At 60.5% G+C, this 22,414-nt stretch carries 28 protein-coding genes and 1 pseudogene; 17 read left to right on the plus strand and 12 right to left on the minus strand.

All coding sequences use genetic code 11. The features are described 5' to 3' along the window. Positions 1–15: 15 nt before the first annotated feature. Positions 16–1,041 (minus strand): DMT family transporter, encoded by a 1,026-nt coding sequence (locus ACQKP4_RS00305; protein WP_427629312.1) that lies wholly within the window; start codon positions 1,039–1,041, stop codon positions 16–18. Between ACQKP4_RS00305 and ACQKP4_RS00310 the strand changes: the two genes are divergently transcribed. The 5 genes and pseudogenes from ACQKP4_RS00310 to ACQKP4_RS00330 all read left to right on the plus strand — a co-directional run bounded on the left by ACQKP4_RS00310 (position 1,036) and on the right by ACQKP4_RS00330 (position 5,122). Further along, positions 1,036–1,599: a helix-turn-helix domain-containing protein gene (locus ACQKP4_RS00310; protein WP_427629314.1), complete on the plus strand. Its 564-nt coding sequence runs from the start codon at positions 1,036–1,038 to the stop codon at positions 1,597–1,599. The two genes, ACQKP4_RS00305 and ACQKP4_RS00310, sit on opposite strands and share 6 nt — an antisense overlap. A gap of 156 nt (positions 1,600–1,755) precedes the next feature. Then, a complete protein-coding gene (locus ACQKP4_RS00315) occupies positions 1,756–1,986 on the plus strand; it encodes a hypothetical protein (RefSeq protein ID WP_427629316.1) in 231 nt (76 codons plus the stop codon). Further along, a complete protein-coding gene (locus ACQKP4_RS00320; RefSeq protein ID WP_427629318.1) occupies positions 1,986–3,389 on the plus strand; it encodes an LLM class flavin-dependent oxidoreductase in 1,404 nt (467 codons plus the stop codon). Before ACQKP4_RS00315 ends, ACQKP4_RS00320 begins: the two co-directional genes overlap by 1 nt. 115 nt (positions 3,390–3,504) lie before the next feature. After that, a pseudogene (locus ACQKP4_RS00325) lies at positions 3,505–3,680 on the plus strand (ABC transporter ATP-binding protein); the annotation flags it as partial. Between the two features lie 14 nt (positions 3,681–3,694). Then, entirely contained in the window at positions 3,695–5,122 is a 1,428-nt protein-coding gene (locus tag ACQKP4_RS00330; protein WP_427629320.1) for an FAD/NAD(P)-binding protein, read from the plus strand. Positions 5,123–5,190: 68 nt separating this feature from the next. On the opposite strand, the gene ACQKP4_RS00335 is transcribed toward ACQKP4_RS00330, so the two are convergent. Beyond that, positions 5,191–5,424: a hypothetical protein gene (locus ACQKP4_RS00335; protein WP_427629322.1), complete on the minus strand. Its 234-nt coding sequence runs from the start codon at positions 5,422–5,424 to the stop codon at positions 5,191–5,193. A 304-nt stretch (positions 5,425–5,728) separates the two neighbouring features. Here ACQKP4_RS00335 and ACQKP4_RS00340 point away from each other — a divergent pair, with 304 nt between their 5' ends. After that, positions 5,729–6,784, plus strand: a complete 1,056-nt coding sequence (locus ACQKP4_RS00340) for an alpha/beta fold hydrolase (RefSeq protein ID WP_427629324.1) — start codon at positions 5,729–5,731, stop codon at positions 6,782–6,784. Between the two features lie 297 nt (positions 6,785–7,081). On the opposite strand, the gene ppnN is transcribed toward ACQKP4_RS00340, so the two are convergent. Then, complete coding sequence (ppnN, locus tag ACQKP4_RS00345; protein WP_427629326.1) at positions 7,082–8,455, minus strand: nucleotide 5'-monophosphate nucleosidase PpnN; 1,374 nt, start codon at positions 8,453–8,455, stop codon at positions 7,082–7,084. Positions 8,456–8,671: 216 nt separating this feature from the next. Here ppnN and ACQKP4_RS00350 point away from each other — a divergent pair, with 216 nt between their 5' ends. Together ACQKP4_RS00350 and ACQKP4_RS00355 are read left to right on the plus strand one after the other, a co-directional pair. Next, the gene (locus tag ACQKP4_RS00350; protein WP_427629328.1) at positions 8,672–9,199 is read left to right on the plus strand and encodes a DUF3087 family protein; all 528 of its coding nucleotides are present in this window, start codon (positions 8,672–8,674) and stop codon (positions 9,197–9,199) included. Between the two features lie 82 nt (positions 9,200–9,281). Next, a complete protein-coding gene (locus tag ACQKP4_RS00355) occupies positions 9,282–10,859 on the plus strand; it encodes a sensor domain-containing diguanylate cyclase (protein ID WP_427629330.1) in 1,578 nt (525 codons plus the stop codon). A 2-nt stretch (positions 10,860–10,861) separates the two neighbouring features. On the opposite strand, the gene ACQKP4_RS00360 is transcribed toward ACQKP4_RS00355, so the two are convergent. The 3 genes from ACQKP4_RS00360 to ACQKP4_RS00370 are packed head-to-tail and all read right to left on the minus strand — an operon-like array spanning position 10,862 to position 13,152. After that, positions 10,862–11,779 (minus strand): LysR family transcriptional regulator, encoded by a 918-nt coding sequence (locus ACQKP4_RS00360; RefSeq protein ID WP_427629332.1) that lies wholly within the window; start codon positions 11,777–11,779, stop codon positions 10,862–10,864. A gap of 22 nt (positions 11,780–11,801) precedes the next feature. After that, positions 11,802–12,176 carry a DUF2784 domain-containing protein gene (locus ACQKP4_RS00365; protein WP_427629334.1) on the minus strand — a complete coding sequence of 125 codons (375 nt, stop codon included), beginning with the start codon at positions 12,174–12,176 and terminating at the stop codon, positions 11,802–11,804. Between the two features lie 43 nt (positions 12,177–12,219). Continuing rightward, on the minus strand, positions 12,220–13,152 hold the full coding sequence (locus ACQKP4_RS00370) for a diguanylate cyclase domain-containing protein (protein ID WP_427629336.1): 933 nt from the start codon (positions 13,150–13,152) through the stop codon (positions 12,220–12,222). A gap of 172 nt (positions 13,153–13,324) precedes the next feature. Between ACQKP4_RS00370 and ACQKP4_RS00375 the strand changes: the two genes are divergently transcribed. The 3 genes from ACQKP4_RS00375 (at position 13,325) to ACQKP4_RS00385 (ending at position 14,561) form a co-directional block, all read left to right on the plus strand. Next, complete coding sequence (locus ACQKP4_RS00375) at positions 13,325–14,026, plus strand: AzlC family ABC transporter permease (protein WP_427629339.1); 702 nt, start codon at positions 13,325–13,327, stop codon at positions 14,024–14,026. Further along, complete coding sequence (locus ACQKP4_RS00380) at positions 14,026–14,337, plus strand: AzlD domain-containing protein (protein WP_427629491.1); 312 nt, start codon at positions 14,026–14,028, stop codon at positions 14,335–14,337. The genes ACQKP4_RS00375 and ACQKP4_RS00380 overlap by 1 nt, the downstream gene beginning before the upstream one ends. 71 nt (positions 14,338–14,408) lie before the next feature. Then, a complete protein-coding gene (locus tag ACQKP4_RS00385; RefSeq protein WP_427629341.1) occupies positions 14,409–14,561 on the plus strand; it encodes a hypothetical protein in 153 nt (50 codons plus the stop codon). A 104-nt stretch (positions 14,562–14,665) separates the two neighbouring features. Here the strand turns inward: ACQKP4_RS00385 and ACQKP4_RS00390 are convergent, their stop codons facing one another. From ACQKP4_RS00390 to ACQKP4_RS00405, 4 genes are all read right to left on the minus strand, one after another. After that, positions 14,666–14,938: a hypothetical protein gene (locus ACQKP4_RS00390; RefSeq protein WP_427629342.1), complete on the minus strand. Its 273-nt coding sequence runs from the start codon at positions 14,936–14,938 to the stop codon at positions 14,666–14,668. Positions 14,939–15,307: 369 nt separating this feature from the next. Continuing rightward, positions 15,308–16,021 carry an ABC transporter ATP-binding protein gene (locus ACQKP4_RS00395; RefSeq protein ID WP_427629344.1) on the minus strand — a complete coding sequence of 238 codons (714 nt, stop codon included), beginning with the start codon at positions 16,019–16,021 and terminating at the stop codon, positions 15,308–15,310. A 2-nt stretch (positions 16,022–16,023) separates the two neighbouring features. Next, positions 16,024–16,866, minus strand: a complete 843-nt coding sequence (locus ACQKP4_RS00400; protein WP_427629346.1) for an ABC transporter permease — start codon at positions 16,864–16,866, stop codon at positions 16,024–16,026. A gap of 11 nt (positions 16,867–16,877) precedes the next feature. Then, a complete protein-coding gene (locus ACQKP4_RS00405; protein ID WP_427629347.1) occupies positions 16,878–17,864 on the minus strand; it encodes an aliphatic sulfonate ABC transporter substrate-binding protein in 987 nt (328 codons plus the stop codon). A gap of 295 nt (positions 17,865–18,159) precedes the next feature. Between ACQKP4_RS00405 and ACQKP4_RS00410 the strand changes: the two genes are divergently transcribed. From ACQKP4_RS00410 to ACQKP4_RS00420, 3 genes are all read left to right on the plus strand, one after another. Beyond that, positions 18,160–19,107 (plus strand): ABC transporter substrate-binding protein, encoded by a 948-nt coding sequence (locus ACQKP4_RS00410; RefSeq protein WP_427629349.1) that lies wholly within the window; start codon positions 18,160–18,162, stop codon positions 19,105–19,107. Positions 19,108–19,253: 146 nt separating this feature from the next. Continuing rightward, positions 19,254–20,153 carry a polysaccharide deacetylase family protein gene (locus ACQKP4_RS00415; RefSeq protein ID WP_427629351.1) on the plus strand — a complete coding sequence of 300 codons (900 nt, stop codon included), beginning with the start codon at positions 19,254–19,256 and terminating at the stop codon, positions 20,151–20,153. 120 nt (positions 20,154–20,273) lie between these two features. Beyond that, positions 20,274–20,516 carry a DUF1652 domain-containing protein gene (locus ACQKP4_RS00420; RefSeq protein ID WP_427629353.1) on the plus strand — a complete coding sequence of 81 codons (243 nt, stop codon included), beginning with the start codon at positions 20,274–20,276 and terminating at the stop codon, positions 20,514–20,516. Positions 20,517–20,819: 303 nt separating this feature from the next. Here ACQKP4_RS00420 and ACQKP4_RS00425 read toward each other — a convergent pair whose 3' ends face one another. Continuing rightward, positions 20,820–21,182 carry an NUDIX hydrolase gene (locus tag ACQKP4_RS00425; protein WP_427629355.1) on the minus strand — a complete coding sequence of 121 codons (363 nt, stop codon included), beginning with the start codon at positions 21,180–21,182 and terminating at the stop codon, positions 20,820–20,822. A gap of 34 nt (positions 21,183–21,216) precedes the next feature. Here ACQKP4_RS00425 and ACQKP4_RS00430 point away from each other — a divergent pair, with 34 nt between their 5' ends. From ACQKP4_RS00430 to ACQKP4_RS00440, 3 genes are all read left to right on the plus strand, one after another. Continuing rightward, on the plus strand, positions 21,217–21,351 hold the full coding sequence (locus tag ACQKP4_RS00430) for a hypothetical protein (RefSeq protein WP_427629357.1): 135 nt from the start codon (positions 21,217–21,219) through the stop codon (positions 21,349–21,351). A 42-nt stretch (positions 21,352–21,393) separates the two neighbouring features. Beyond that, complete coding sequence (locus ACQKP4_RS00435; RefSeq protein WP_427629359.1) at positions 21,394–21,594, plus strand: DUF2188 domain-containing protein; 201 nt, start codon at positions 21,394–21,396, stop codon at positions 21,592–21,594. A gap of 116 nt (positions 21,595–21,710) precedes the next feature. After that, entirely contained in the window at positions 21,711–22,046 is a 336-nt protein-coding gene (locus tag ACQKP4_RS00440) for a hypothetical protein (RefSeq protein WP_427629361.1), read from the plus strand. A 1-nt stretch (position 22,047) separates the two neighbouring features. Here the strand turns inward: ACQKP4_RS00440 and ACQKP4_RS00445 are convergent, their stop codons facing one another. Further along, positions 22,048–22,284: a hypothetical protein gene (locus ACQKP4_RS00445; protein ID WP_427629363.1), complete on the minus strand. Its 237-nt coding sequence runs from the start codon at positions 22,282–22,284 to the stop codon at positions 22,048–22,050. Positions 22,285–22,414 lie beyond the last annotated feature (130 nt).

Below are 22,414 nucleotides of genomic sequence, written 5' to 3' on the forward strand. Positions count from 1 at the left end.
ATATAAAAACCGCGCCTATCCCTGGGTTTCTCGCTCCAGCACTTGCGCAGACGCGGCAGCCTTACCCTTGGTCTTCAACTCGCTGACAATCACCGCCGCCACAATCAACCCCGCCCCGAGCAATGCAATCGCTGGCAACCGCTCCCCGGCGATTCGCCCGACAATCCCGGCCCACACCGGCTCGCCCGCATAAATCAACGTCGCCCGGGTCGCTGAAACACTCTTCTGCGCCCAGTTCATCGCCACCTGAATCGCCGCACTGGCCGCGCCGAGCCCCAATGCGCTGGCGAGCAGGAACCAGGAAAAGTCCGGAATCGCTTCTTGCGTCGGCACCACCATCAGAAACGCCAGCACTGACGTCGTCGCCAGTTGCACCACCGTCACCCGTCGCACATCCACCTGACCGGCATAGGTGCCGATCAAGATGATTTCCGCGGCAATTGCGATGGTGCTGATCAACGTGGCGATTTCACCCGGACTGAAATTGAACGACGCGCCCGCCGGCCCTGTTAGCAGCATCAACCCGGTAAATGCCAGCATGATGCCGATGCTTGGCATCAACCCCGGACGCCGGCCCAGCACCAGCCATTGCAGCAATGGCACGAAGGGCACGTACAACGCGGTAATAAACGCCGACTGGCTGCTGGGAATGCTCTGCAACCCGACGGTCTGCAAACCGTAGCCGAGCATGATTGCCATGCCGATAAAGGCCCCGGCCTTGAGTTCGAACAAGGTCAGTTCCCGCAGATGTCGCCAGGAGAACAGCGCCACGATACTCGCCGCGGCGGCGAAGCGCAGACCGACGAAAAACATCGGTCCGCTGACCGTCATCGCGTGCTGCACCAGCAAAAAGGTCCCGCCCCAGACCATGGTGATCACCACCAGCACACATTCGGCCTTGGTCAATCTTGGGAATCGGGAGGAAGTTTGAGGGGGGTTCACCGACTTCATGACCTTGCGTGCTACCTGAGGGCGACGCACAATGCGCCGAATGTTGCGCAGTATACTGCCCAACCCCACCGAGTGAGCAATATAGTGCACAAAGATTCTCCCCCAAGGGCTTCGGTGCTCCAGCACGTCAGCCTGAACGTTCGGCGCCTGCGCCACGCCGCCGACATGAGCCAGACGGTTTTGGCTGAAAAGTCCGGGGTCAGTCGCCGCATGCTGGTGGCCATCGAAGCTGGCGAGAAAAACGTCAGCCTGACCACCCTGGACCGTGTGGCCGAAGCGCTGGACGTGGCGTTCAGCGATCTGATCCAGGCCCCGGACGCCCGTGACCCGAGTCGCATCAACGAAGTTGCCTGGGCCGGAAAAATCTCCGGTAGCAAAGCCGTTTTACTGTCCAAAGCCACCGCCACCCGGGCTGTGGAGCAGTGGGAATGGTGCTTGCAACCGGGTGAGGTCTACCCGTCGCAACCGGATGCCGATGGCTGGAGTGAGCAGATTTTTGTGTTCGAAGGTTGCCTGACGCTGATGTTGGGCGACACGCCTCATGAAATTGCCGCCGGTGAGTTCTACATGTTTGCCAGCAACCAGCCGCACTCGTATCGCAATGACGGTTTGGTGGCGGCGCGTTTTGTGCGCAACGTGGTGATCTAACTGTTTGTCGATCAACACCGGTTCGACACTTTGCTGTTTTAAAGCTGCAAGTGTTTCTCGAATATCACATCAACTTATTGAAACTAAACGACATTAGTTTCAGGCACGACTCCTGCAAAAGCGCTGGTGCATTCACCAGAACCCCGGAGTCGGCCCATGACAGCCTCTGCCAACATCCCTAGCACCGCCCACGTTATCCGCTCGCAGGCCGAGGCCATTGCCGTCGTCCATACGCTCGCCGCACGCTTTGCGACTGAGGCCGACGGGCGCGACCGTGACCGCCGCCTGCCGTTCGACGAGTTCTGGACATATCACCTGATCGGCAACTTGCGCCTCAACGGCATTCATTCCCCGCGTTCCACCAACCCCACCAAGGGAGCCGTTTGATGGCCCGTGAAATTCGTCTCAACGCCTTCGACATGAACTGCGTCGGCCACCAGTCGCCGGGTTTATGGGCGCATCCGCGTGATCGTTCGTGGCAGTACAAAGACCTCGAATACTGGACCGACCTGGCGAAAATCCTTGAGCGGGGCAAGTTCGACGGCTTGTTCATCGCCGACGTGCTCGGTATCTACGATGTCTACAACGGCAACGGCGACGCGGCGATTCGCCAGGCGGCGCAGGTGCCGGTCAACGACCCGCTGCAACTGATCCCGCCGATGGCGCTGGTGACTGAACATCTGGGTTTCGGCCTGACCGCGTCGCTGTCATTCGAGCATCCGTACCCGTTCGCCCGACGCCTGTCGACGCTGGATCACCTGACCAAGGGCCGCGCGGGCTGGAACATTGTGACCTCGTACCTGGAAAGCGGCGCGAAGAACCTCGGCCAGAAAAACCAGACAGAACACGACGCGCGTTATGACTTCGCCGAGGAATACCTGGAGGTCTGCTACAAGCTCTGGGAAGGCAGTTGGGAAGAGGGCGCGATCCTGCGTGACCGCGAACGCCGGATCTTCAGCGACCCAAGCAAAATTCACGAGATCCAGCACGTCGGCAAGCATTTTCAGGTGCCGGGCATTCACCTCTGTGAGCCGTCGCCACAGCGCACGCCTGTGCTGTATCAGGCCGGCGCATCCAGTCGCGGCAAGCAGTTCGCCGCCGAGCACGCCGAATGCGTGTTTGTCGCGTCGCCGTCGAAGGTGCTGCTGAAGAAAACGGTGAGCGACATCCGCCGGCGTGCGGCCGAAGCCGGGCGCGATCCGTCGAAGATCCTGATTTTCAACTTGCAGACGGTGATCCTTGGCGAGACTGATGCCAAGGCCAAAGCCAAGTTCGAGGAATACAAAACCTGGGTCAGTTACGAAGGCGCGATGGCATTGATTTCGGGCTGGACCGGGATTGATTTCAGCCAGTTCAAACCCGATGAGCCACTCAAGCACGTGCACACCAACGCGATTCAATCGGCGGTGGAAGCGTTTTCCACGGCGGACCCGAACAAGGTCTGGACCCCCAACGAATTGGCGGACTGGGTGGGCATCGGCGGTTTTGGCCCGTTGTTTGTCGGCAGCCCCGAAACCGTTGCCGATCTGTTGCAGGAGTGGGTCGAGGAAACGGATGTCGATGGCTTCAACCTGGCGTATGCGCTGACTCACGAGACCTTCATCGACGCCGTGGAGTTGCTGGTGCCGGAGTTGCAGAAGCGTGGGGTGTACAAGACCGAATACGCGCGGGGGACCTTGCGCGAGAAGCTGTTCGGGCAAGGGCCGCGCTTGCCGGAAATTCATCCGGGGGCGGGATATCGGGATCTGGCGGCATTGCGCCAGCAGGAGCAGGCCGCCGCGACAGCCTGAATCAACCCCTGTGGGAGCGGGCTTGCTCGCGAAGAGGCCGGTACATTCAGCATGAGTGTCGCCAGACGGACCGCTTTCGCGAGCAAGCCCGCTCCCACAGTGGCGATGGGCTCCCCAACTTAACCGCGACGAACAGCTGAGCTTCCTGATCGCCGAGCAAAACATTAAGGTGGCACTCAGATACGCCTCCACCGCCGATGTCCCGGATACCGGACGCGTGGTGTTGTCGGCAGCGGCAATGAACGGCTGGCGCGGGGCGATCTGCATGATTTTTATCTGGGTAAACACTGATCTGTGAGAACGCCATGACTGACACCCCACGCGGACAGGCGACCGACGCCATCCGTCACGCGGACATTCTGATCGTCGGCGGTGGCCTCAGCGGCGCGATGCTGGCGGCGCAATTGTTGCGCTTGCCTGGCCGCCGCTCGGTGCTGGTGATCGAACCGCGCGCTGAACTGGGACGCGGCGAGGCCTACAGCGCGGTCGAGTTGGGCCATACGCTGAACGGCAACGCGGCGCGCATGAGCGTCGATCCGGACAACGCTGACGACTTGACGCAATGGCTGACCGAACACATCGCCGCCGGCGGCTGGCCCGAATCGGATCAGCAACACGTGCCGATCAGCGAGCTGTTCCCACCCCGGGGATTGTTCGGTGTGTATGTGCAGCAACGGCTGGCCGAGGCGCAAGCGGCAGGCGCGGTGAATGGCTCGACCGTCGAGCATGTGCGCGCCGAAGTGGTCGATCTGCTGGCCAACGATGACTCGGTGCGGCTGACCTTGAGTGACGGGCAACATTTGCAGGGCGCGTTTGCGGTGCTGGCGACCGGGATGTTTCCTGCCGCACGCACGCCGCAGACCGAATCCAGCGGCCTGAACGCGGCGGCGCTGGATCCTTGGGATATCGCGGCCATGCGGCCGCTCGATCCGCAGTCGACGGTGCTGATCATCGGTTCCGGCCTGACCATGGTCGATGCGGTGGTGTCGCTGGAACAGGCCGGGCATCGCGGGCCGATCGAAGTGTTTTCCCGGCATGGCTTGCTGCCGCATGTACGGCGCCAGCCGCCGGTGTGGGTGGATTTTCTCGCCGAGGACCACCGCATTCGCACCCCGAGGCAGTTGCTGCGTGAACTGCGCAAGCATTGCGCAGACGCCATCGCCCAGGGCATCGATTGGCAAGCGCCGCTCGATACGGTGCGGGCGCACATCGGTCGCTTGTGGCATCAGGCAACCGACGTGCAGCGCCGGCAGTTTGTGCGGCATGTGCGGCCGTGGTGGGAAAGTCATCATCACCGTTCGCCGCCGTTGAGCGCGGAACTGGTGGCGCGGTTGCACGGCGAAGGGCGCCTGCGGATTCAGGCGGCGTCGTTCAAAGGGCTGGAATCGACCGGTGACGGTCAGGTGAGTATCCGCATTCGACGGCGCGGGGAGGCACAAACCACCGTTGTCAGCGGTGCGGCGTTGATCAACTCCAGCGGCATCGAGTACGACTGGCGCCGGGTGGCTCGCCCGTTACCGCAGCAATTGCTGGCGCGCGGAATGATTCAGCCGGGGCCGTTGGCCTTGGGGATTGCGGCAGCGGCGGACGGTGCGGTGGTGAACGCCGACGGACAGGTCGCCCAGCGTTTGTTCGCGATGGGGCCGCCATTACGCGGCATGTGGTGGGAAAGCACGGCGGTGACGGATGTGGCGAGTCAAGCCAAGGCCTTGGCGGCGCGGCTCGCGGGTTAAGCGCCCAGTCAAAAGAAACCCCGGTTCGATTGGATCGACCCGGGGTTGCTTGTTTCAGACGGCTCACATCAAGCATCGATGCGTTGATACTTCGAACCGAACTCAGGACGGTTTTCCGCGACGAAGAGTTTGGTTTGTTCGGCGTTCTGTTGCAGGTTGACGCTGCCTTTGTGCTCGGTGTCGATACCGACGGTGTTGACGTTCAAGGTCGCCGGCTGGGTGACGTTGGCGTGGGGTGCGGCGATGGCCGAGGTGGCGCCAAGGACGGTCAGGGCAAAGGTGAGGCCGATGATGCGTTTCATGGTGATGCTCCAGAGTGGGGGAAGAAGATGTGGCCACTCTAGTGCTGGAGCGCGGCGATGAAAAAACACCCTTGCGCATAGTCGATATCAAGAGCATTGATCCCCGCTCTGCGTGCGCGGCGGTTGCCCTCTAGCGGGGTCATGGCGCTGCGTATCGCAGTGTATCTGGCGGCCGTTTCGATACCTTGCGTCGCACTTTCAAGGGTTCACGACACATGGCGGATACCTCTGGTCGATTGAATAGGTCCATCGAGACAAGATGACTTGCCTCGTCAACCGGTCAATGACTTGCAGGGGCATCACCATGAACATGAATGTGTTGAGCAGACCAACCAACGCTCGTCTTCGCCGTTTCGGTGGCCTAACGGTGCTGGGTTTCGCGCTGATGCAGTTCGCAGCGTTCGGCGCCGCGAATGTGCAAGCCGCGACGCCAGCGCCCGTTGCCGCCACCCTCAAGGCCGACCCGCTGGGCCCGCTGAAACATGTCAACGCCGGGTTGCTGGACGTGGCGTACGCCGAGGTCGGCCCGGCGGATGGCCCGGTGGTCATTCTGCTGCACGGCTGGCCCTACGACATTCACAGCTACAGCGACGTGGCGCCGTTACTGGCGGCCAAGGGCTACCGTGTGCTGATCCCGTATGCCCGCGGCTACGGCGACACGCATTTTCTGTCGGACAAGACCCTGCGCAACGGCCAGCCGGCTGCGCTGGCCAGTGATGTAGTCGACTTCATGGACGCGCTCCACATCAAGAAGGCAGTGCTCGGCGGCTACGACTGGGGCGCACGCTCGGCGGACATCGTCGCGGCGCTGTGGCCGGAGCGGGTCGAGGCGCTGGTCTCGGTGAGCGGTTACCTCATTGGCAATCAAGCGGCGGGCAAAAACCCGTTGCCGCCCAAGGCCGAGTTGCAATGGTGGTATCAGTTCTACTTCGCGACCGAACGCGGTCAGGCCGGCTACGAAAAAAATCGCCACGACTTCGCCAAGTTGATCTGGCAGACGGCCTCGCCGAAATGGGCCTTCGACGACGCCACGTTTGATCGCAGCGCTGTCGCTCTGGACAACCCGGACCATGTCGCGATTACGCTGTTCAACTATCGTTGGCGCCTGGGCATCGTCCAGGGCGAACCGCAATACGAAGCGCTGGAGCAACGGCTGGCAACGGTGCCGGTCATTACGGTGCCGACCATCACCATGGAAGGCGATGCCAACGGCGCGCCGCACCCGGCGGCCGAGGATTATGCCAAGCGCTTTTCCGGTAAATACGAGTACCGGCTGGTCAGCGGCGGTATTGGCCACAACCTGCCGCAGGAAGATCCGCAGGCGTTCGCCCAAGCGGTGATGGATGCTGATCACCTGTAAGGGGGTTAGTACCGGTGGTTAGGAGGATCCTGTGGTGAGGGGTTCTTGTGGCGAGGGGGCTTGCCCCCGTTCGGCTGCGGAGCAGTCGTAAATCTGCGATGTTGCCGAGATTTTTTTGGGGCCGCTTCGCAGCCCAACGGGGGCAAGCCCCCTCGCCACAGGAGTCCCCTTGCCACAGGAACCCCCTTGCCACAGGAGTCCCCTTGGCACAGGAGCCCACTCACCACAGGGAGCCAACTTGCCATAAGGGGCTCCCCCACAGGGAGCCCACTCACCACCGCGTTGCGGGGTGGTTTGTTATGCCACGACCTGATAACACGGCACGTATGCCGCGCCACCCGGCAGTTTCATCCGGTGTTGCGCAACGAATGCCTTGAGCAGTTGATCGAGCGGTTTCATCACCGCCGCATCGCCACGGATCTGGTAAGGCCCGTGTTCTTCGATCAGGCGTATGCCCTTGTCCTTGACGTTGCCGGCGACGATGCCGGAGAACGCGCGGCGCAGGTTGGCGGCCAGTTCGTGGGGTGGCAGGCTGCGGCTCAGTTTCAGGTTGGCCATGTTTTCGTGGGTCGGATCGAACGGGCGCTGGAAGCCTTCGTCGATCTTCAGCAGCCAGTTGAAGTGGAACGCATCGTTGCGCTCGCGGCGGAACTGCTTCACCGCTTTGAGGCCAGTCGTCATCTGCCGTGCGACTTCGGCCGGGTCGTCGATGATGATCTCGTAATGCTGCTTCGCCGCGTCACCCAGGGTGGCGCCGACGAACGCGTCCAGTTGCTCAAGGTACGGCGCGGCGTGTTTCGGCCCGGTGAGGATCACCGGGAACGGCAGGCCTTCGTTGTCCGGGTGCATCAGGATGCCGAGCAGGTACAGGAACTCTTCGGCCGTGCCCGCGCCGCCGGGGAAAATGATGATGCCGTGGCCGACCCGCACGAAGGCTTCCAGGCGTTTCTCGATGTCCGGCAGGATCACCAGTTCGTTGACGATCGGGTTCGGTGCTTCGGCGGCGATAATTCCCGGCTCGGTCAAGCCGAGGTAGCGACCGCCATGGATGCGCTGCTTGGCGTGGGCGATGGTTGCGCCTTTCATCGGGCCTTTCATCACGCCGGGACCGCAGCCGGTGCAGATGTCGAGGCTGCGCAGGCCCAGTTCGTGGCCGACCTTCTTGGTGTATTTGTATTCTTCGGTGTTGATCGAGTGGCCGCCCCAGCACACCACGATCTTCGGCTCGATGCCGGGCCGCAGGGTGCGGGCGTTGCGCAACAGGTGGAACACGTAGTCGCTGATGCCCTGGGAATTGCTCAGGTCGATGCGTTGGCTGTCGAGTTCGTTTTCGGTGTAGACAATGTCGCGCAGGGCGCTGAACAGCATCTCGCGGGTGCTGGCGATCATTTCGCCGTCGACGAAGGCGTCGGCCGGGGCGTTCAGCAGTTCGAGGCGCACGCCACGGTCCTGCTGGTGAATGCGGATTTCGAAGTCCTTGTAGGCTTCGAGGATGGTCTTGGCGTTATCAACGTGGGCGCCGGTGTTGAGGATGGCCAGGGCGCACTGGCGGAAGAGGGTGTAGGTGCTGCCGGAACCGGCTTCGCTCAGTTGCTGCACTTCGCGTTGGGAGAGGGTTTCCAGGCTGCCTTTTGGGCTGACGGAGGCGTTGATTACATGGCGTGGGGTCATTCAATGATCCTTAAAACGATGTCACTCACACAGGCTCTGGCAAATGGCATCCGAATAATGTGTATCCAAGAAAGAAGATGGCACGAACTGCACGGTATCGCCATTTCCCGTTTGACGATGAAAAGATGAAAAGGAGCCCCAGCATAGCTAAATCCCGCGCAGAGGCGATAATGCCCGCCAGTCTTTTTGCCCATGGCCCCAAGGAAACCCGACGCGATGTTCGACATCCAGCCGCAGAACGCCCAAACCTACCGACAACAGACGCGGCGCAGCACGGTGATCATCGCCCTGATTTTCGTCGCCCTGGCGATGGTGCTCTCCACCGCAGCCGTGGCAGTGTTCGGCGAACCGGGTGGCGACAATCTGCGGTTCAATGTCGGTGGCGTGTTTGTCGCGGTGCTGCTGATGGCAGCGCTGATGCGCGGCACGTTCTGGCATCAGCCGTGGATGGCAGCGGCGGTGTATGGCTGGCAGCTCAAGCGCAGCCTGATGAGTGTCACCAACGTCATGCACCAGGTGACGGCAGCGGTGGCGTTGGACGATCCGACGGCGATGAAGCTGCTGCGGTTCTACCACCTGGGCTTGACCCAGATGCACGATCTGGACGGGAACTCCAGCGATCACGGGCAATTGTGGCGGGAAATGGAGCAGCACAAAGAGCGGATGGAGGCGTTGGGGCTCGACACCCAACAGACCCGGCTGGACCCCCGCTGGCTTGAGGCGTTGAAGCAGACGCCGAAGTAATCGCCTATCGTAGGGATGCACCGCGCGGCGGTGGAAGGGCGGACGGGAAAATTCGCCATGTCATAACGATTAAGGGAGTGTCATGGGGCAACCGTCTGTAGATGACCGTCTTGAACACATTCGCCCTGTCACGCCGACGGTGGTCGGGCAGGTCGCGTCAACACTCAAGGTTCGGTACGCGGTTTTTCTGCTGTTGGCGGTGTGCGTGTCGATGTCGGCGATTGCGTTGTGGGAGAGCTGGAACTCCCGCCAGTACCATTTGCGCAACAGCGAAGTGGCCATGTCTAACCTGGCGCAGACCCTCGCGTCGCAGGCGCAAGCCTCGATCAAGCAAGCCGACACGCTGCTGTTTGCCTTGGTCGACCGTCTGGAAAACGAAGGTGTCGACCAGGCGCAACTCCCGCGCCTGAACCGTTTGCTTAACGCCCAGCGCGGTGAGCTGAGCCAGCTCCATGGCCTGTTCGTGTTCGACGAGCAGGGACGCTGGATCGCCAATTCCAATGGCGCGGACGTGCCGGGCGCCAACAACTCCGACCGGGAATACTTCATCTTCCACCGTGATCATCCTGACCGTGGCCCGCACATCGGTCCGTCGATCAAGAGTCGCTCCAGCGGCGAATGGATCATGACTGTGTCGCGCCGGGTCAATCATGCCGACGGCAGCTTTGCCGGGGTGGCATTGGCGACGATCTACCTCAACCACTTTCTGGGGCTTTACGACAGCATCGACCTGGGTAACGACGGCGTGATCAATCTGATCGCCGACAATGCAACCATCGTTGTGCGCCGGCCGTTCAACGACAAAGACATCGGCACCAGCGTGGCCAATGGTCCGCTGTTCACCCAGTTGCTGCCCAAGGGTAATTCGGGCACCGCGACCGTCAAGTCGGTGATGGATGGCGTGGAACGGGTGGTGGGGTTTCGGCGGGTCGAGGGTTATCCGCTGATCGTTTTCGCCGCCCTCGACAAGCAGGAAGTGCTGTCCGGCTGGCGCCAGGAAACACTGCTCAGTGCCGTCGTCGTTGCGTTATTGCTGGGGTTCCTGAGTGTGCTGGGCTATCGCCTGATCCGCCTCATGCAGCGGCAAAACCAGATCCAGAACATGATGTTCGAAGCTCAGGAAAAGCTGGTGCAAGTCAATCGCAGTCTCGAATTGCTGGCCCTCGAAGATGCGCTGACGGGGCTGTCCAACCGGCGCCAGTTCGACCTGTTCATGCTGGCCGAAATGGGCCGCGCGCGGCGTACCCAGACGCATCTGGCGTTGCTGATGCTGGATGTCGATCATTTCAAAAACTTCAATGATCAATACGGGCATGTGGCGGGCGATGACTGCTTGCGCAAGATCAGCGCGATCATCCAGGACAACATCAAGCGTCCCGGCGATTTGGCAGCGCGTTATGGCGGCGAAGAATTTACCGTGGTGCTGCCCGGCACCGATTACGTCGGCGCGTTTCTGGTGGCGGAAAAAATCCGCCGTGCGGTGCAGGAGGCGGCCATGGAACATCGGGAATCGGCCGAAGGCGTGGTGACCGTGAGCCTGGGGGTGTGCGCCTACGATTTTGCGTCACAGAATCAGCCGGACGATGTGATCAGCGCGGCAGACAAGGCGTTGTATGTGGCCAAGGCCAGTGGCCGCAACATGAGCGTGATTGCCAACTGAGTTCAGACGAAGCGGTCGCTGCCCTGAACCAGTTTCGTTGAAAGATAGGATTGCTTGAGCTTGTCCAGCCACCAGCCCAGCGCGCGGCCGTCATGATCGCCGCGCCAGCCGGCGTACAAAATGTTCGGCTCACGCGGGTCGGCCATCTGTTTTTCCACCAGGGTGCCGTTCTTCAACAGCGAAGCCACACGGTTTTTCGGCAACCAGCCCACGCCCAGGCCATCGCACTGGGCGAGGATCTTGGCGCGCATGGTCGGCACGGCGAGTACCGGTTGCCCGCCCGATACCCCATAAGTGCTGCCTTCGCTGCCCCGTGACGAATCCGCCACCACAATCGCCCGATGCCGGGTCACCGTTGCCCGTGAAATCGGCTCTCGGGCCTTGGCCAGCGGATGTTTGGGCGACACCGCGAACACCCACTCCATTTCCCCCAACTGCATCCAGCGCAGGCCTGGAATCGCCGGCGGTTCGTTAGTGGCGCCGATGATCAAGTCCGCGCGTCCTTCACGCAGCGCTTCCCACACCCCTTTGAGCACTTCCTGAGTGATGCGCAGCGGCACGCCGGATTGCAGCGCATCGAACTCGTGGATGACCGGGATCAAGGTGTCGAATTCGAGTAATTCGTCGGTAACGATCCACAAGCGGCTCTCCCAACCATTGGCCACTTGCTGCACCCGTTGGGTCAGGCGCGACACGTCCTGCATCAGTCGCGCCGCCTCGTTGACCAGCAATTCCCCGGCCGGTGTGAGCTGCAAGCGGTAGCGCCGCCGATCGAACAACAAGGCATCGAAGCGTTCTTCGAGCTGCCGCGCCGCGTAGGACACGGTTGAAGGCGCCTTACCCAAATGCGCCGCGGCCCGCGACAGGCTTCCGGTTTCGCGGATGGCTTCGAGCAACGACAGGTCTTCAATCGACAGCATGGTGCGCATCCTCGGATCGTTTTCAGCAAGCCCTGCGACCTTTCCATAACCGGATCAATCGCAGGTAAACCAGCCCGTTGACCGCTAAGACCACGCAAGCCAGCCCCAGTTGAATCGCCGGTGTCAGCCCGGCGGGGTAGATCACCGGCCAAAGGTAATGCTCGATAAACCCGCCGCCGTAACCGGTTTGCCCGGCGGCATGGCGCAGCCGGTTTTCCCATTCGGTCAGTGGGCACATCAGGTGCAACACTTCCACGCTTACGCCCCACGCGGCGGCGGGCAGGTGCCACCAGATCAAGCGGCGCCACTTGAGCACCAGCAACCCGCCAAACAGCACGAACAGAATGAACAGCAGATGAAACAACACCAGCCCATCGGCGGCGATCCGGTACAGCATGTCGACTCCCTGACGCGGTTTACTCGGGCGCGGTGCCGGGGGTTCAGCGCAAATCGCCGAACTCGGCGCGCATGCGCCCGTTGTGCTTGGCTTTGTACAGCAACTGGTCAACCTGTTCGACGAAGTCCAGCGCCGTTGCTTCCTGCGCCGCCGTGATGGTGCCGACGCCCAGACTGAGGCTCAGCACCGCCGACACCGCCGAGGATTCATGAGGAATGTGCTGCTGACGAATAAGGTGCAGGCATTTGCGCGCCACCAGCCGGGCGGATTCGGCGTCGGTTTCGGGCAGCAGCCAGACGAATTCTTCGCCGCCGATGCGGGCGATGAAATCCCGTGGCCGGTTGGCCGCCAGCGCCAGGGTCTGGGCCACGCGGCGCAGGCATTCGTCGCCCTTGAGGTGGCCGTAGTGGTCGTTGAATTGCTTGAAGTAGTCGATATCCAGAATCAGCAGTGACAGCGGCAGGCCGGTGCGCTGGGCGCTGCTCCATTCACGTTCGAGCACGGTGTCGAACATGCGCCGGTTGGCGATGCCGGTGAGGCCGTCCTGGAACGAATATTCTTCGAGCTGTTTTTGCAGGCGCACCAGGTGTTCTTCGGTTTTCTTGCGCTCGCTGATATCGAACATGAAGCCGACCAGTGCTTCGACTTCGCCGTCCTTGCGCACCACGTGCACCACATCGCGGATCCACACGTAATCGCCGTTTTCGGTCAACGCGCGGTAATCCGCTTCGTGATCGACCCCGGCGCGGGATTGCGAGACGCAGAATTCCACCACGTAATCACGATCATCCGGGTGCATGCGCTCCACCCAGTCGTTGACCGACACCCAACTGTCCTGCTTCCAGCCGAGCAACGTCTCGATCTGCGGGCCGATGTAGCTGAAGGTCATGGTGGCCCAGTCGATTCGCCAGGGAATCGCGTTGGTCGATTCAAGCAGGGTTTTGTAGACGGCGCTGTCGGTGTCGACTGAACTCATGGCGGATCAGACCTCAATGAGAAATTCAGCGCCATCATGTTGCTACCACCGGGGCTAATCAAGCGTGCAGCCGATGAGTGGAAGCGATTTGCGGTCAACTGCGCAAGATTGTTCAAGCCAAAGGCCACGACTGCTGGCAAAGTTTGCGATCTTTCCCTCATTGCAGAGCGTTATGTCCAACTCACTTATGCCGCGCAGTGCGTTCCTGCGCGGCGCCGTGGCGATCATGCCGTTGTCCCTGGCGACCGCGCCGTGGGGCTTGCTCGCCGGTTCGATGGCCATTGAGGCCAATCTCACGCCCCTGCAAGGTCAGGGTTTGTCGAGCATCGTCTTTGCCGGTGCGGCGCAACTGGTGGCCATCGGCATGCTCAAGGGCGGTGCCGGGATCTTTTCGATTCTGCTGACCACCTTGTTGCTGACTTCGCAACATTTGCTGTACGGGATGAGCATGCGTTCGGTGATCGCGCCGTTGCCGGGGCGCTGGCGTGTCGGGTTGGGTTTTTTGCTCACCGATGAGCTGTTCGCCCTGACCAGCCAGCATGACCGACAGCAGTTCAATCGCTGGTATGCGCTGGGTATCGGCCTGACGTTTTACATCGCCTGGAACCTGTTCACGCTGGCCGGCATCGTGCTGGGCAGCAGCATTCCGGGTCTTGAGCATTTGGGCCTGGATTTCTCCATCGCCGCGACCTTCATCGCCTTGATCACGCCCGTGGTGCGTAACGTGCCGACGGTGGTGTGCGTGGCGGTGTCGCTGTTTTGCTCGGTGCTGTTCAGTTATTGGCAGTGGGGCTCGGCGTTGGTGCTGTCGGGACTGGCGGGCATGACCGCCGGGTTTATCTGCAACAAATTCTATGGAGGGCACACGGCATGATGGTCTGGGCAGTGATTATCGGCATGGGCGTGCTGGTCTTTCTCAACCGCTACGTGTTTCTGGAGCCGCGATTGCCGGTGCGTTTGAGCAGCAATGCCCGGCAGTTTCTGGGGTTTGCGGTGCCGGGCATGCTCACCGCGATTTGCGGGCCGATTGTGTTCATGCCCGACAAGCAGCTGAACCTGCAATGGGATAACCCGTACCTGATCAGCGCGCTGGTGGCGGTGGGGTTGGTGCTGTACACGCGCAATACCTTGCTCAGTATGTTGTTGAGCATGGGCTTTTTCTTTCTGCTGCGTTGGTGGTGGTGAGTCGGGTTTTGCCAATGGTCTACGCTTAATCAGCGTTCCATTAATCAGGTTCTTCAGGAAGAGAGGTGAGCATGGCAAATGAACCGAAGCAGCCGGAACTGGATGACGATGAGCCCTCGGAGGAGGAAATCAAGCGGCAAAGGCGTTCGACGCTGGATTGGAAGCACCCGGACGACGGAAAAGAACTGTCAGACCGCGACCGAGAGATTCCGCTGAAACCCTGACTGACATTCGCCAAAAAAAAGCCCCTCTATCAAGAGGGGCTTTTTTGAGAAGGCCTTGATGGCGGTTTGTTCAGTCTGTTGCCGAACTCAACCCGTGCATCAGTTCAAACGTCTTCCAACTGCGGGAATTCGGGATGGGCGGCCCGATAACCCAACGTCTTGTCGATCCAGGCATTCAGCTCGTTGACCATGACCGGGGCTTTGCCCGGATAGCCTTCGAGGGTTGAGCGCAGAATGTCGCCGATGTCGGGGATTGTTCGCAGGTTTCGGGTCTTTATGTATTGCCCGATAAAACAGTCAAGTTGATAGCGCTCTGTCGTCGATAGGTACACGCACTCCAGGCCGCTGACTTGCTTAATTACAAGATCGTCGCGCAACTTAGTTCTCTGCAAGGCTTGTTGAATTGTAGGGATTTCCTTGTTATTGACTCTTCGGTCAATTGGTCTGTGCCACTGGAAATGCGGCGCGCATGCTAGCTTTAGTAATTCAAAATGTATCTACGGCTCATGAATTGTCGGACAAGCGGTTAGTGCGTCAAACGGTCTCGGACAATGAATGTGTTTCTGCCTTGAAACAGTGCGTGTAACGTTTTGGCGTCATGTTTATTCGGCTAAAAAGTTGTATGTACAAGTTGATCCGCCTATACCCACGCCCATCAACCCAGCGGCTTGATCAGTGCAACTGCCCGGCGAAGGCACTTCACCGGCGCCAGCACGCCATGCTTCTGTGGGTGGCGAATTTGCGGGTCAGATCACGTGCGCCCGCTGCAATTGGGTCAACGACTCGGCCTTCAACTGCGCCAACAACGGATCACGCCGGTCACGCGGATGTGCCAGTTCCACCGCGAGTTCCTGACGAATGCTGCTGGGGCGGTTGTCCATCACCAGCACGCGATCACTGAGGTACAGCGCTTCATCGACATCGTGCGTCACCAGCAGCAAGGCGATGGCATGACGCTCGGCGAGTTGCAGCAACAGGTCCTGAAGCTTCATGCGGGTGAAGGCGTCGACCGCGCTGAACGGTTCGTCCAGCAGCAATACCTGCGGCCGCGAATACAGGCCGCGGGCAATCGCGACCCGCTGGGCCATGCCGCCGGACAACGCTTTGGGCAACGCTTGAGCGAAGCCTGCGAGGCCGACTTCTTCGATCAGTTGCGCCACCCAGGCCTTGTCGTACTGTCGGTCGGCACTGAAACCGATGTTCTGCTCGACCGTCAGCCACGGCATCAGGCGCGGTTCCTGAAACACGAAAGCAACTTCTGCGGCGTTGTTGCGCAATTCGCCCTGAAAATCCTTTTCCAGCCCGGCGACGATCCGCAGCAAGGTGCTTTTGCCGCAACCGCTGGGGCCGAGCAGGCTGACCGCTTCCCGTGGCTGCAACTGCAAGTGAATGTTTTTCAGGACCGTGGTGGCGGCAAAGGATTTGCGCTCGACGCGAATGTCCAGCAGGTGTCCGGTCATGCTCAATCTCCCGTGCTTTGGCCGTTGAAGGTATCGCGCCAGGCCAGGAAGCGTTTTTCCAGGCTGGCAAGGATGCCGTCGCTGAGTTTGCCCAGCAGCGCCAGAACGATGATCGCTGCCAGCACGATGTCCGGACGTGATGTTTCCCGGCCGTCACTGAGCAAATAACCGAGGCCCTTGGTGGCGGCGATCAATTCCGCTGCCACCAGAAACATCCACGCCAGGCTCATACCGCTGCGCAACCCGGTGAACAGGCCGGGCAGGGCGGCGGGCAGCAAAATTCGCCGCACCAGCCGTGGCCGGCTGAAGCCGTACATTTGCCCGACTTCCACCAGTTTGCGGTCGATGTCGCGTATTGCCGCGACGCCATTGAGGTACACCGGAAAAAACGCGCCGATGGCAATCAGGACGATTTTCGAGGTCTCGTCGATGCCCAGCCACAGCAACAACAGCGGCACCCAGGCCAGGCTTGGAATCGAGCGCAGGCCGGCAAACGTCGGCTCCAGATACGCTTCGGCCTCACGGCTCAACCCGACCCACGCGGCAAACACCAACGCCAGGCCGGCGCCAATCGCAAACCCCAGCAACACCCGCAACAGGCTGGCGCTGATGTGCTTCCACAGCGCGCCTTCGGCGAGTTCGCTCAGGGTCAGCGCCACCTCGCTCGGGGCGGGCATCTGATAGGACGGCAACCAGCCGATCCGCACCACCAATTCCAGCAGCAACACAATCAGCACCGGCAACGCCAGGCCCTTGAGGCGCAGGCGCCAGGCGTCGCTCAGGGCGAAACCCTTGCGCTGTGGTGTCGGCAGTGCGACGGGCAGGTCTTTGCTTTTGCTGCTCATGCGCGCATCCGTTACTGACGGGCCACGGTTTCTTTGAAACCGGTGTCGATCAATTGATCAATGACCTGATCGACGTTCACCCCACGGCGCACCAGCTCTTCAGAAACCAGAATCGGCGCGGCGGCCTTGGAGGCGAGCACGTCCTTGGCGGTCAATTGCGGACTGCTCAGGTCGGTGCGCGACAGTTGCAGCTTGGCCACTTCCAGCGGCAGACCAGATTCGCTGGCGAGCAATTTCGCAAACTCATCCGGATTTTTCAGCGCCCACTCGCGGGCCTGCTCGTAGGCCTTCAGCACGGTGTCGATGGTCTGCGGATGTTCCTTGGCGTAGGTGTCGGTGACGCTGACCACGCCATAACTGTTGAAGTCGGTGTTGCGATACAGCAAGCGCGAACCGGCCTGAACCTGGCTGGCCGCCATGTGCGGGTCGAGTCCGGCCCAGGCATCGACGTCACCTTTCTCCAGCGCAACGCGGCCGTCCGGGTGCTGCAAGTGCACCAGTTCGACATCGTCCTTGCTCAGGCCGGCCTGTTGCAGGCTGCGCAGCGTAAAGAGGTACGGGTCGGTGCCTTTGGTGGCGGCGATTTTCTTGCCTTTCAGGTCGGCGACGGTTTTGAGCGGCGAGTCTTTGCGCACCACCAACGCGGTCCATTCGGCGCGGCTGTAAACGTAAACCGATTTGATCGGGCTGCCGTTGGCGCGGCTCAATACCGCCGCGAGGCTGGCGGACGACGCAAAGTCGACGCCGCCGCTGTTGAGGTATTCCAGCGAACGGTTGCTGCCTTGGCTCAGCACCCAGCTGACTTTGGTGTCGGGCAGGGCTTTTTCCAGATAGCCGAAATGCTTGAGCACCAGGCTGACCGGCGAGTAATAGGCGTAATCCAGGTGCACTTCGGCGGGCGGTGCTTCCGCCGCTTGAGCGACAGGTTGCAGGCTCAGAGCCAATGCGCAGACGCCCAAAAGCGATCTGACGAGGGGGAAACGGGCGATGGGTTTCATGGGACAGCTCCGGGCAAGGCGGCGAGTTTCTTATGTCCAAATAATTATTTTTACGGAATGCATCCTGCATAAAAGGAATATTGCAGGCTCTGTGCCATTTCACGGATTACCCGTATTTACGGGGTTTTCAAGCCATCTGACCGACAGTGGGTGTTCGCTAGAAAACAGTCTGTCGAGTCACTGTTGCTGGGCAGACAGTGACAAAAAGACGTCATGAGCTTATGCATAAATCGAATTTATAAATGGCTTGGTAAGAGCGTTAGGGTCTATGGAAATAACGTTCCTGGAGCTTTCGATGAACTTCTCCCGATTCATGCGCCACCTGCTGACCAGCGCACTGCTTGCCGCACCCTTCGCCTACGCCGCCGAGCCCGTTGTCCTGCACGTCGGGGATCAGAATTACTACAACGTTCGCGCGTCGGTGGAGGCGTCGGGGGTGCTGAAAGGTGCGCCGTACACCGTCGACTGGAAGCACTTCCAGGCCGCTGCGCCACTGGCCGAAGCGTTGAATACCGGCGCGCTGGACCTGGGCTTTCTCGGTGATTCCGGTTTTCTGTTTCTGGCCGCCAAGCAGGCGCCGGTCAAGTTGATTGGCGTGTCGCGACAGAATCCGGACACGATTGCCTTATTGGTGCCCAAGGATTCACCGGTAAAAACCATCGCCGACCTCAAGGGCAAGAAAGTGGCCTATTGGCCCGGTGCGTGGAGTCAGCAACTGACCTTGCGCGCGTTGCAACAGGCCAATCTTCCGGAAGACTACGTCGACTTCATCAAACTGATGCCGATCGATGCAGCCGCCGCGTTACCTCAGGGCAGCATCGACGCGTTCCCGGTGTGGGAACCGTACATCTCGCAGCAGATTCTGTTTTCCGGCGCACGGCCGATTCTCACCGCGAAAAACCTGATGCCGGGCCTAAGCGCCATCGCCGCGTCAACGCCGTCCATCGACAGCAAGCGCGAAGCCATCGCCGATTTCCTCGGGCGCCTGAAAAAAGCCCGGGCCTGGGTCGACGCCAACACCGACGAGTACGCCGACCTCTGGGCGAAAAAGGCCAATTTGGATCAGGACGTTTCTCGGCACTGGTTGCGTCAGGCGCACATGACCGTCGGCCCGGTGGATGCGCAGGCCGCAGCGGACCTGCAAAGCACTGCGGACTTCCTGTTCAAGGTCAAAGCGCTGCCGACGGCGTTGGCCACCGCGCCGATTATCGACAACTCCTTTGAGCAGGCATTGGCGCACTGAAGCGAGGAGGGTGAGCGCTGGAACCAAACACTGTGTACCCTGTTCCAACTTCGGCTCGCAGCGATCTGCGGGCCGACAATGGATGAATGGGCGAAGGGTTTTTGCCGTTTAACGTGATGACCGCAACGGTCTGGCCAAGGCAAAACATGAAACAGCTGTTCAAGGTTCTCTCTGCGCTCACCCTGGTCATCGGGTTGGCAGGTTGCATCGCGTCACCCATCGCGCTCACCCCGCAAACCGAGCAACGGCTCCAGGCACAGGCGCCGGTTCGATTTCTGCTGACCTTCGACGATGGCCCCAGCGCGTCGAGTTTCTGGAACCCGAGCATGACCGTGCTCGACAGCCTCGCGCAGAACCCGCTGCAACCGGGTATCAAAGCAGTGTTTTTCGTGCAGACCGGCGCGCCACGGGCCGGCGACAGTGACATCGGCCGCGAGGTGATGCGCCGCGAACACGCCGAAGGGCATGTGTTGGGTTTTCATACCGCAACGTACTGGCACACCAATCACCGCTTGCTGAACCCTGAGGAACTGGAGCAGTCGCTGGCCAAGGGCAGCGCCGACATCGCCGCGATTACCGGCGCGCCGCCGACGCTGGTGCGCCCGCCGTTCTGGAATTACGACAAACGTGTGTTTGCCGCCTATCAGCGCCATGGGATGCATGTGTTGCTGACCGATTTGAGCGCCAACGACGGCAAGATCTGGGGTTTCAATGCAAGCCCCCGGCGCCGCGCCAATCTGTTGAGTCAACTTTCGCAAGTCCGCGAGCGCATTGCCCAAGGTGAGCTGCCGACTGTCGATGGCGTCATTCCGGTGGTGGTGACCTTCCATGACCTCAACCGCTACAGCGCCCGCCATGCCCGGGAGTATCTGCAAATCTTGCTCGACAGCGCCCGTTCCACCGGCGTGCCGTTGGCGTCCAAGCCGTTTTACGACGACACCGCAGCGCTGCAACGGGCGGCCATGGCCCGTACTGTCAATAGCACGACGGAGTCAGTGGCGTTGCCGGGGATCTGGAACTGGATATGGGATGGCGATTCGCACTGAAAACTGTCGAATATGCGAACCGACTAACACTAATTAATGCGAGCCGTCGAAGCGGGTTGCTGAAAGGGCATCTATCCTGAAGCGGATCCAATCCGATCAACTCGCACCGGGTCGCCCGACATGGTCTCAATTTCAGAGCTTTGCCGCATTGTGGAGTCCGGTTTTCAGCCGTTGTCCTGCCAGTGCACGCTAAACCCCGACGGCTCGTTGCGGATCAAGGTGTACGATCCTGCCACCGGCCGCATCGACCTGCTGATCACCGGTGTCTCGCCCGCTCACCTGAACAGTGTTCGCGAGATTTCCAACCTGATTGGTGAACTGCGCATCGAAATGCGCGCCGGCCGCCGGGCGTTCGCTGGCTGATGTCCGGTGGTGAGGGGGCTTGCCCCCGTTGGCTGTGCCGCAGTCCCAAATCCATGTTTGCTGTGGTAGTGAAGACTTTTGATCGCGGTGTTTGGGGCCGCTTCGCAGCCCAACGGGGCAAGCCCCCTCGCCACAAAAGCCCCCCCACAGAAGTCCTCCACAGAAGCCCTCCCACAGAAGTCCCTTTCCACAGAAGTCCTCCACACAGAAGTCCTCCACACAGAAGCCGTCCCACAGAAGTCCCTTCCCATAGAAGACTCGGCCCTTTTGCGATTCTGCAGCGCAGTCAGGGGTGTAGAAACTTCACAGGCGACGTTGAAACGCTTTGACGATTTTTAGCGTGGCGTCGCTGGTGCTCAGGTTCTGCACCGCATCCAGCGGATACCAGATGCAATCGAAGATTTCATTTTGTGGCCGGGCCTGGTCCAGATTCTCCACCGAGGCCTCGTAGACATGGTGCCGAGTGCCCCCCATATCGAGCTGCATCAGATACAGCATGCCATCCGCGTCAAGGCCGGTTTCTTCCTGAAGTTCACGCTGGGCGGCACCGACCGTGGTTTCGCCGGGCTCGACTTTGCCTCCGGGCAAATTCCAGCGGCACCTTGGTTTGCGCACCAGGAGAACGTGGCGATCCTGCTCGCAAATGACGGTTGCACGTATTTTCATGTGTTACCTGCGTGCTCGTTGTCATGAAACAGTCATGAAAATGCAACATTCGGGCCGAGCCCGTGGTTTCAAGGGTTGGAGCCACGCCAGCGCCGAAAAGTGCCATGTGCTGCTGGAATACTGGCGCGACGTCTGGTCGGCATTGCGCAAGGAGGCGGGTGTAAGGTAGCGAGGTCAATCGTGGCTGATCATTGCCGAACAGGAGGTGACTATGAGCGTTCCGGTTCTGAACAAAATGCACATGAACGGTTATGACGTACTGAGCGTTAACAACGGCCCTTGGCGTGTGTGCACCAAAGGTGACCGACTCGGCTCTTTTACCAGCAGAGAAGAAGCATTGGCGTATGCGGCGGCGCTTCCCGGCTATCGAGCCAGGGCAGGGCGATCACCGCTCAACCAGAAGACCGAGTGAAGACGACGAAGCCCCGCGATGCCGGGGCTTTTTTTGTCGTCGAATCGGCAGCGGGAGGATTTTAAACACGGCAGCCGGGTGATAGGGTGGCGGCTTTTAAATCCAGGGAGGAACTCATGTTGAAAGGGCTGTGGATCACACTGGCGGCGACCTGCGCGCTCAGTTTTGTTGGCGCAAGTCAGGCGCAGATCTCATTGCCATCCAACGCGACAGTCTGCGACGCCTTCCGCATTTTGGCGGGTTCGATCATGCAGTCGCGTCAGAATGGCGAGTCCAAAGCAAGTCTGCTAGCCATCAAGTCGGGCAATCCGGACCATGACAAGTTGGGAGCCATGCTGATCAACGAGGCGTACAACCAACCCATTGTTGAGTCTGCGGATGGCCAAGGCGCCGCCATCATGGCGTTCGCGGATAAGTGGCGTGCGACGTGCTTAAAACCGGTGTCCAGCTGACTCAAACTTTTTCCCGGCGAATGGTCTTGGCTTTGACCTCTTCGGCGTAGCCCGCCAGTCGCCCTTCATCACCCTGGAACAGGTCGCACAGTTTCAGCGCGGCTTGCGCGTCGACCTCATTACCGGCCTGGCGCAATTGCTCCGCAATCCGCAAGAGCTCCACGGCCGACCACCTCAGGTCCGATGCAACGCCTTGCAGATCTCGACGAAGTTGGTTTTCCGCATCGTTGAGTCTCATGTCTGTCTCCTTGAAATGACCCGCTAGAAAGAATAGTCGCGATTGGCGGCGGCGGACGTTTGTTCGTCCGACGCTCAAGGTGTGCCATCTGTCGGAAGGATGAACGCTAACGAGCCGCATTGATGTCGTA

It is taken from the genome of Pseudomonas sp. NPDC086278 (assembly GCF_050280905.1).
Taxonomy (GTDB): Bacteria; Pseudomonadota; Gammaproteobacteria; order Pseudomonadales; family Pseudomonadaceae; genus Aquipseudomonas.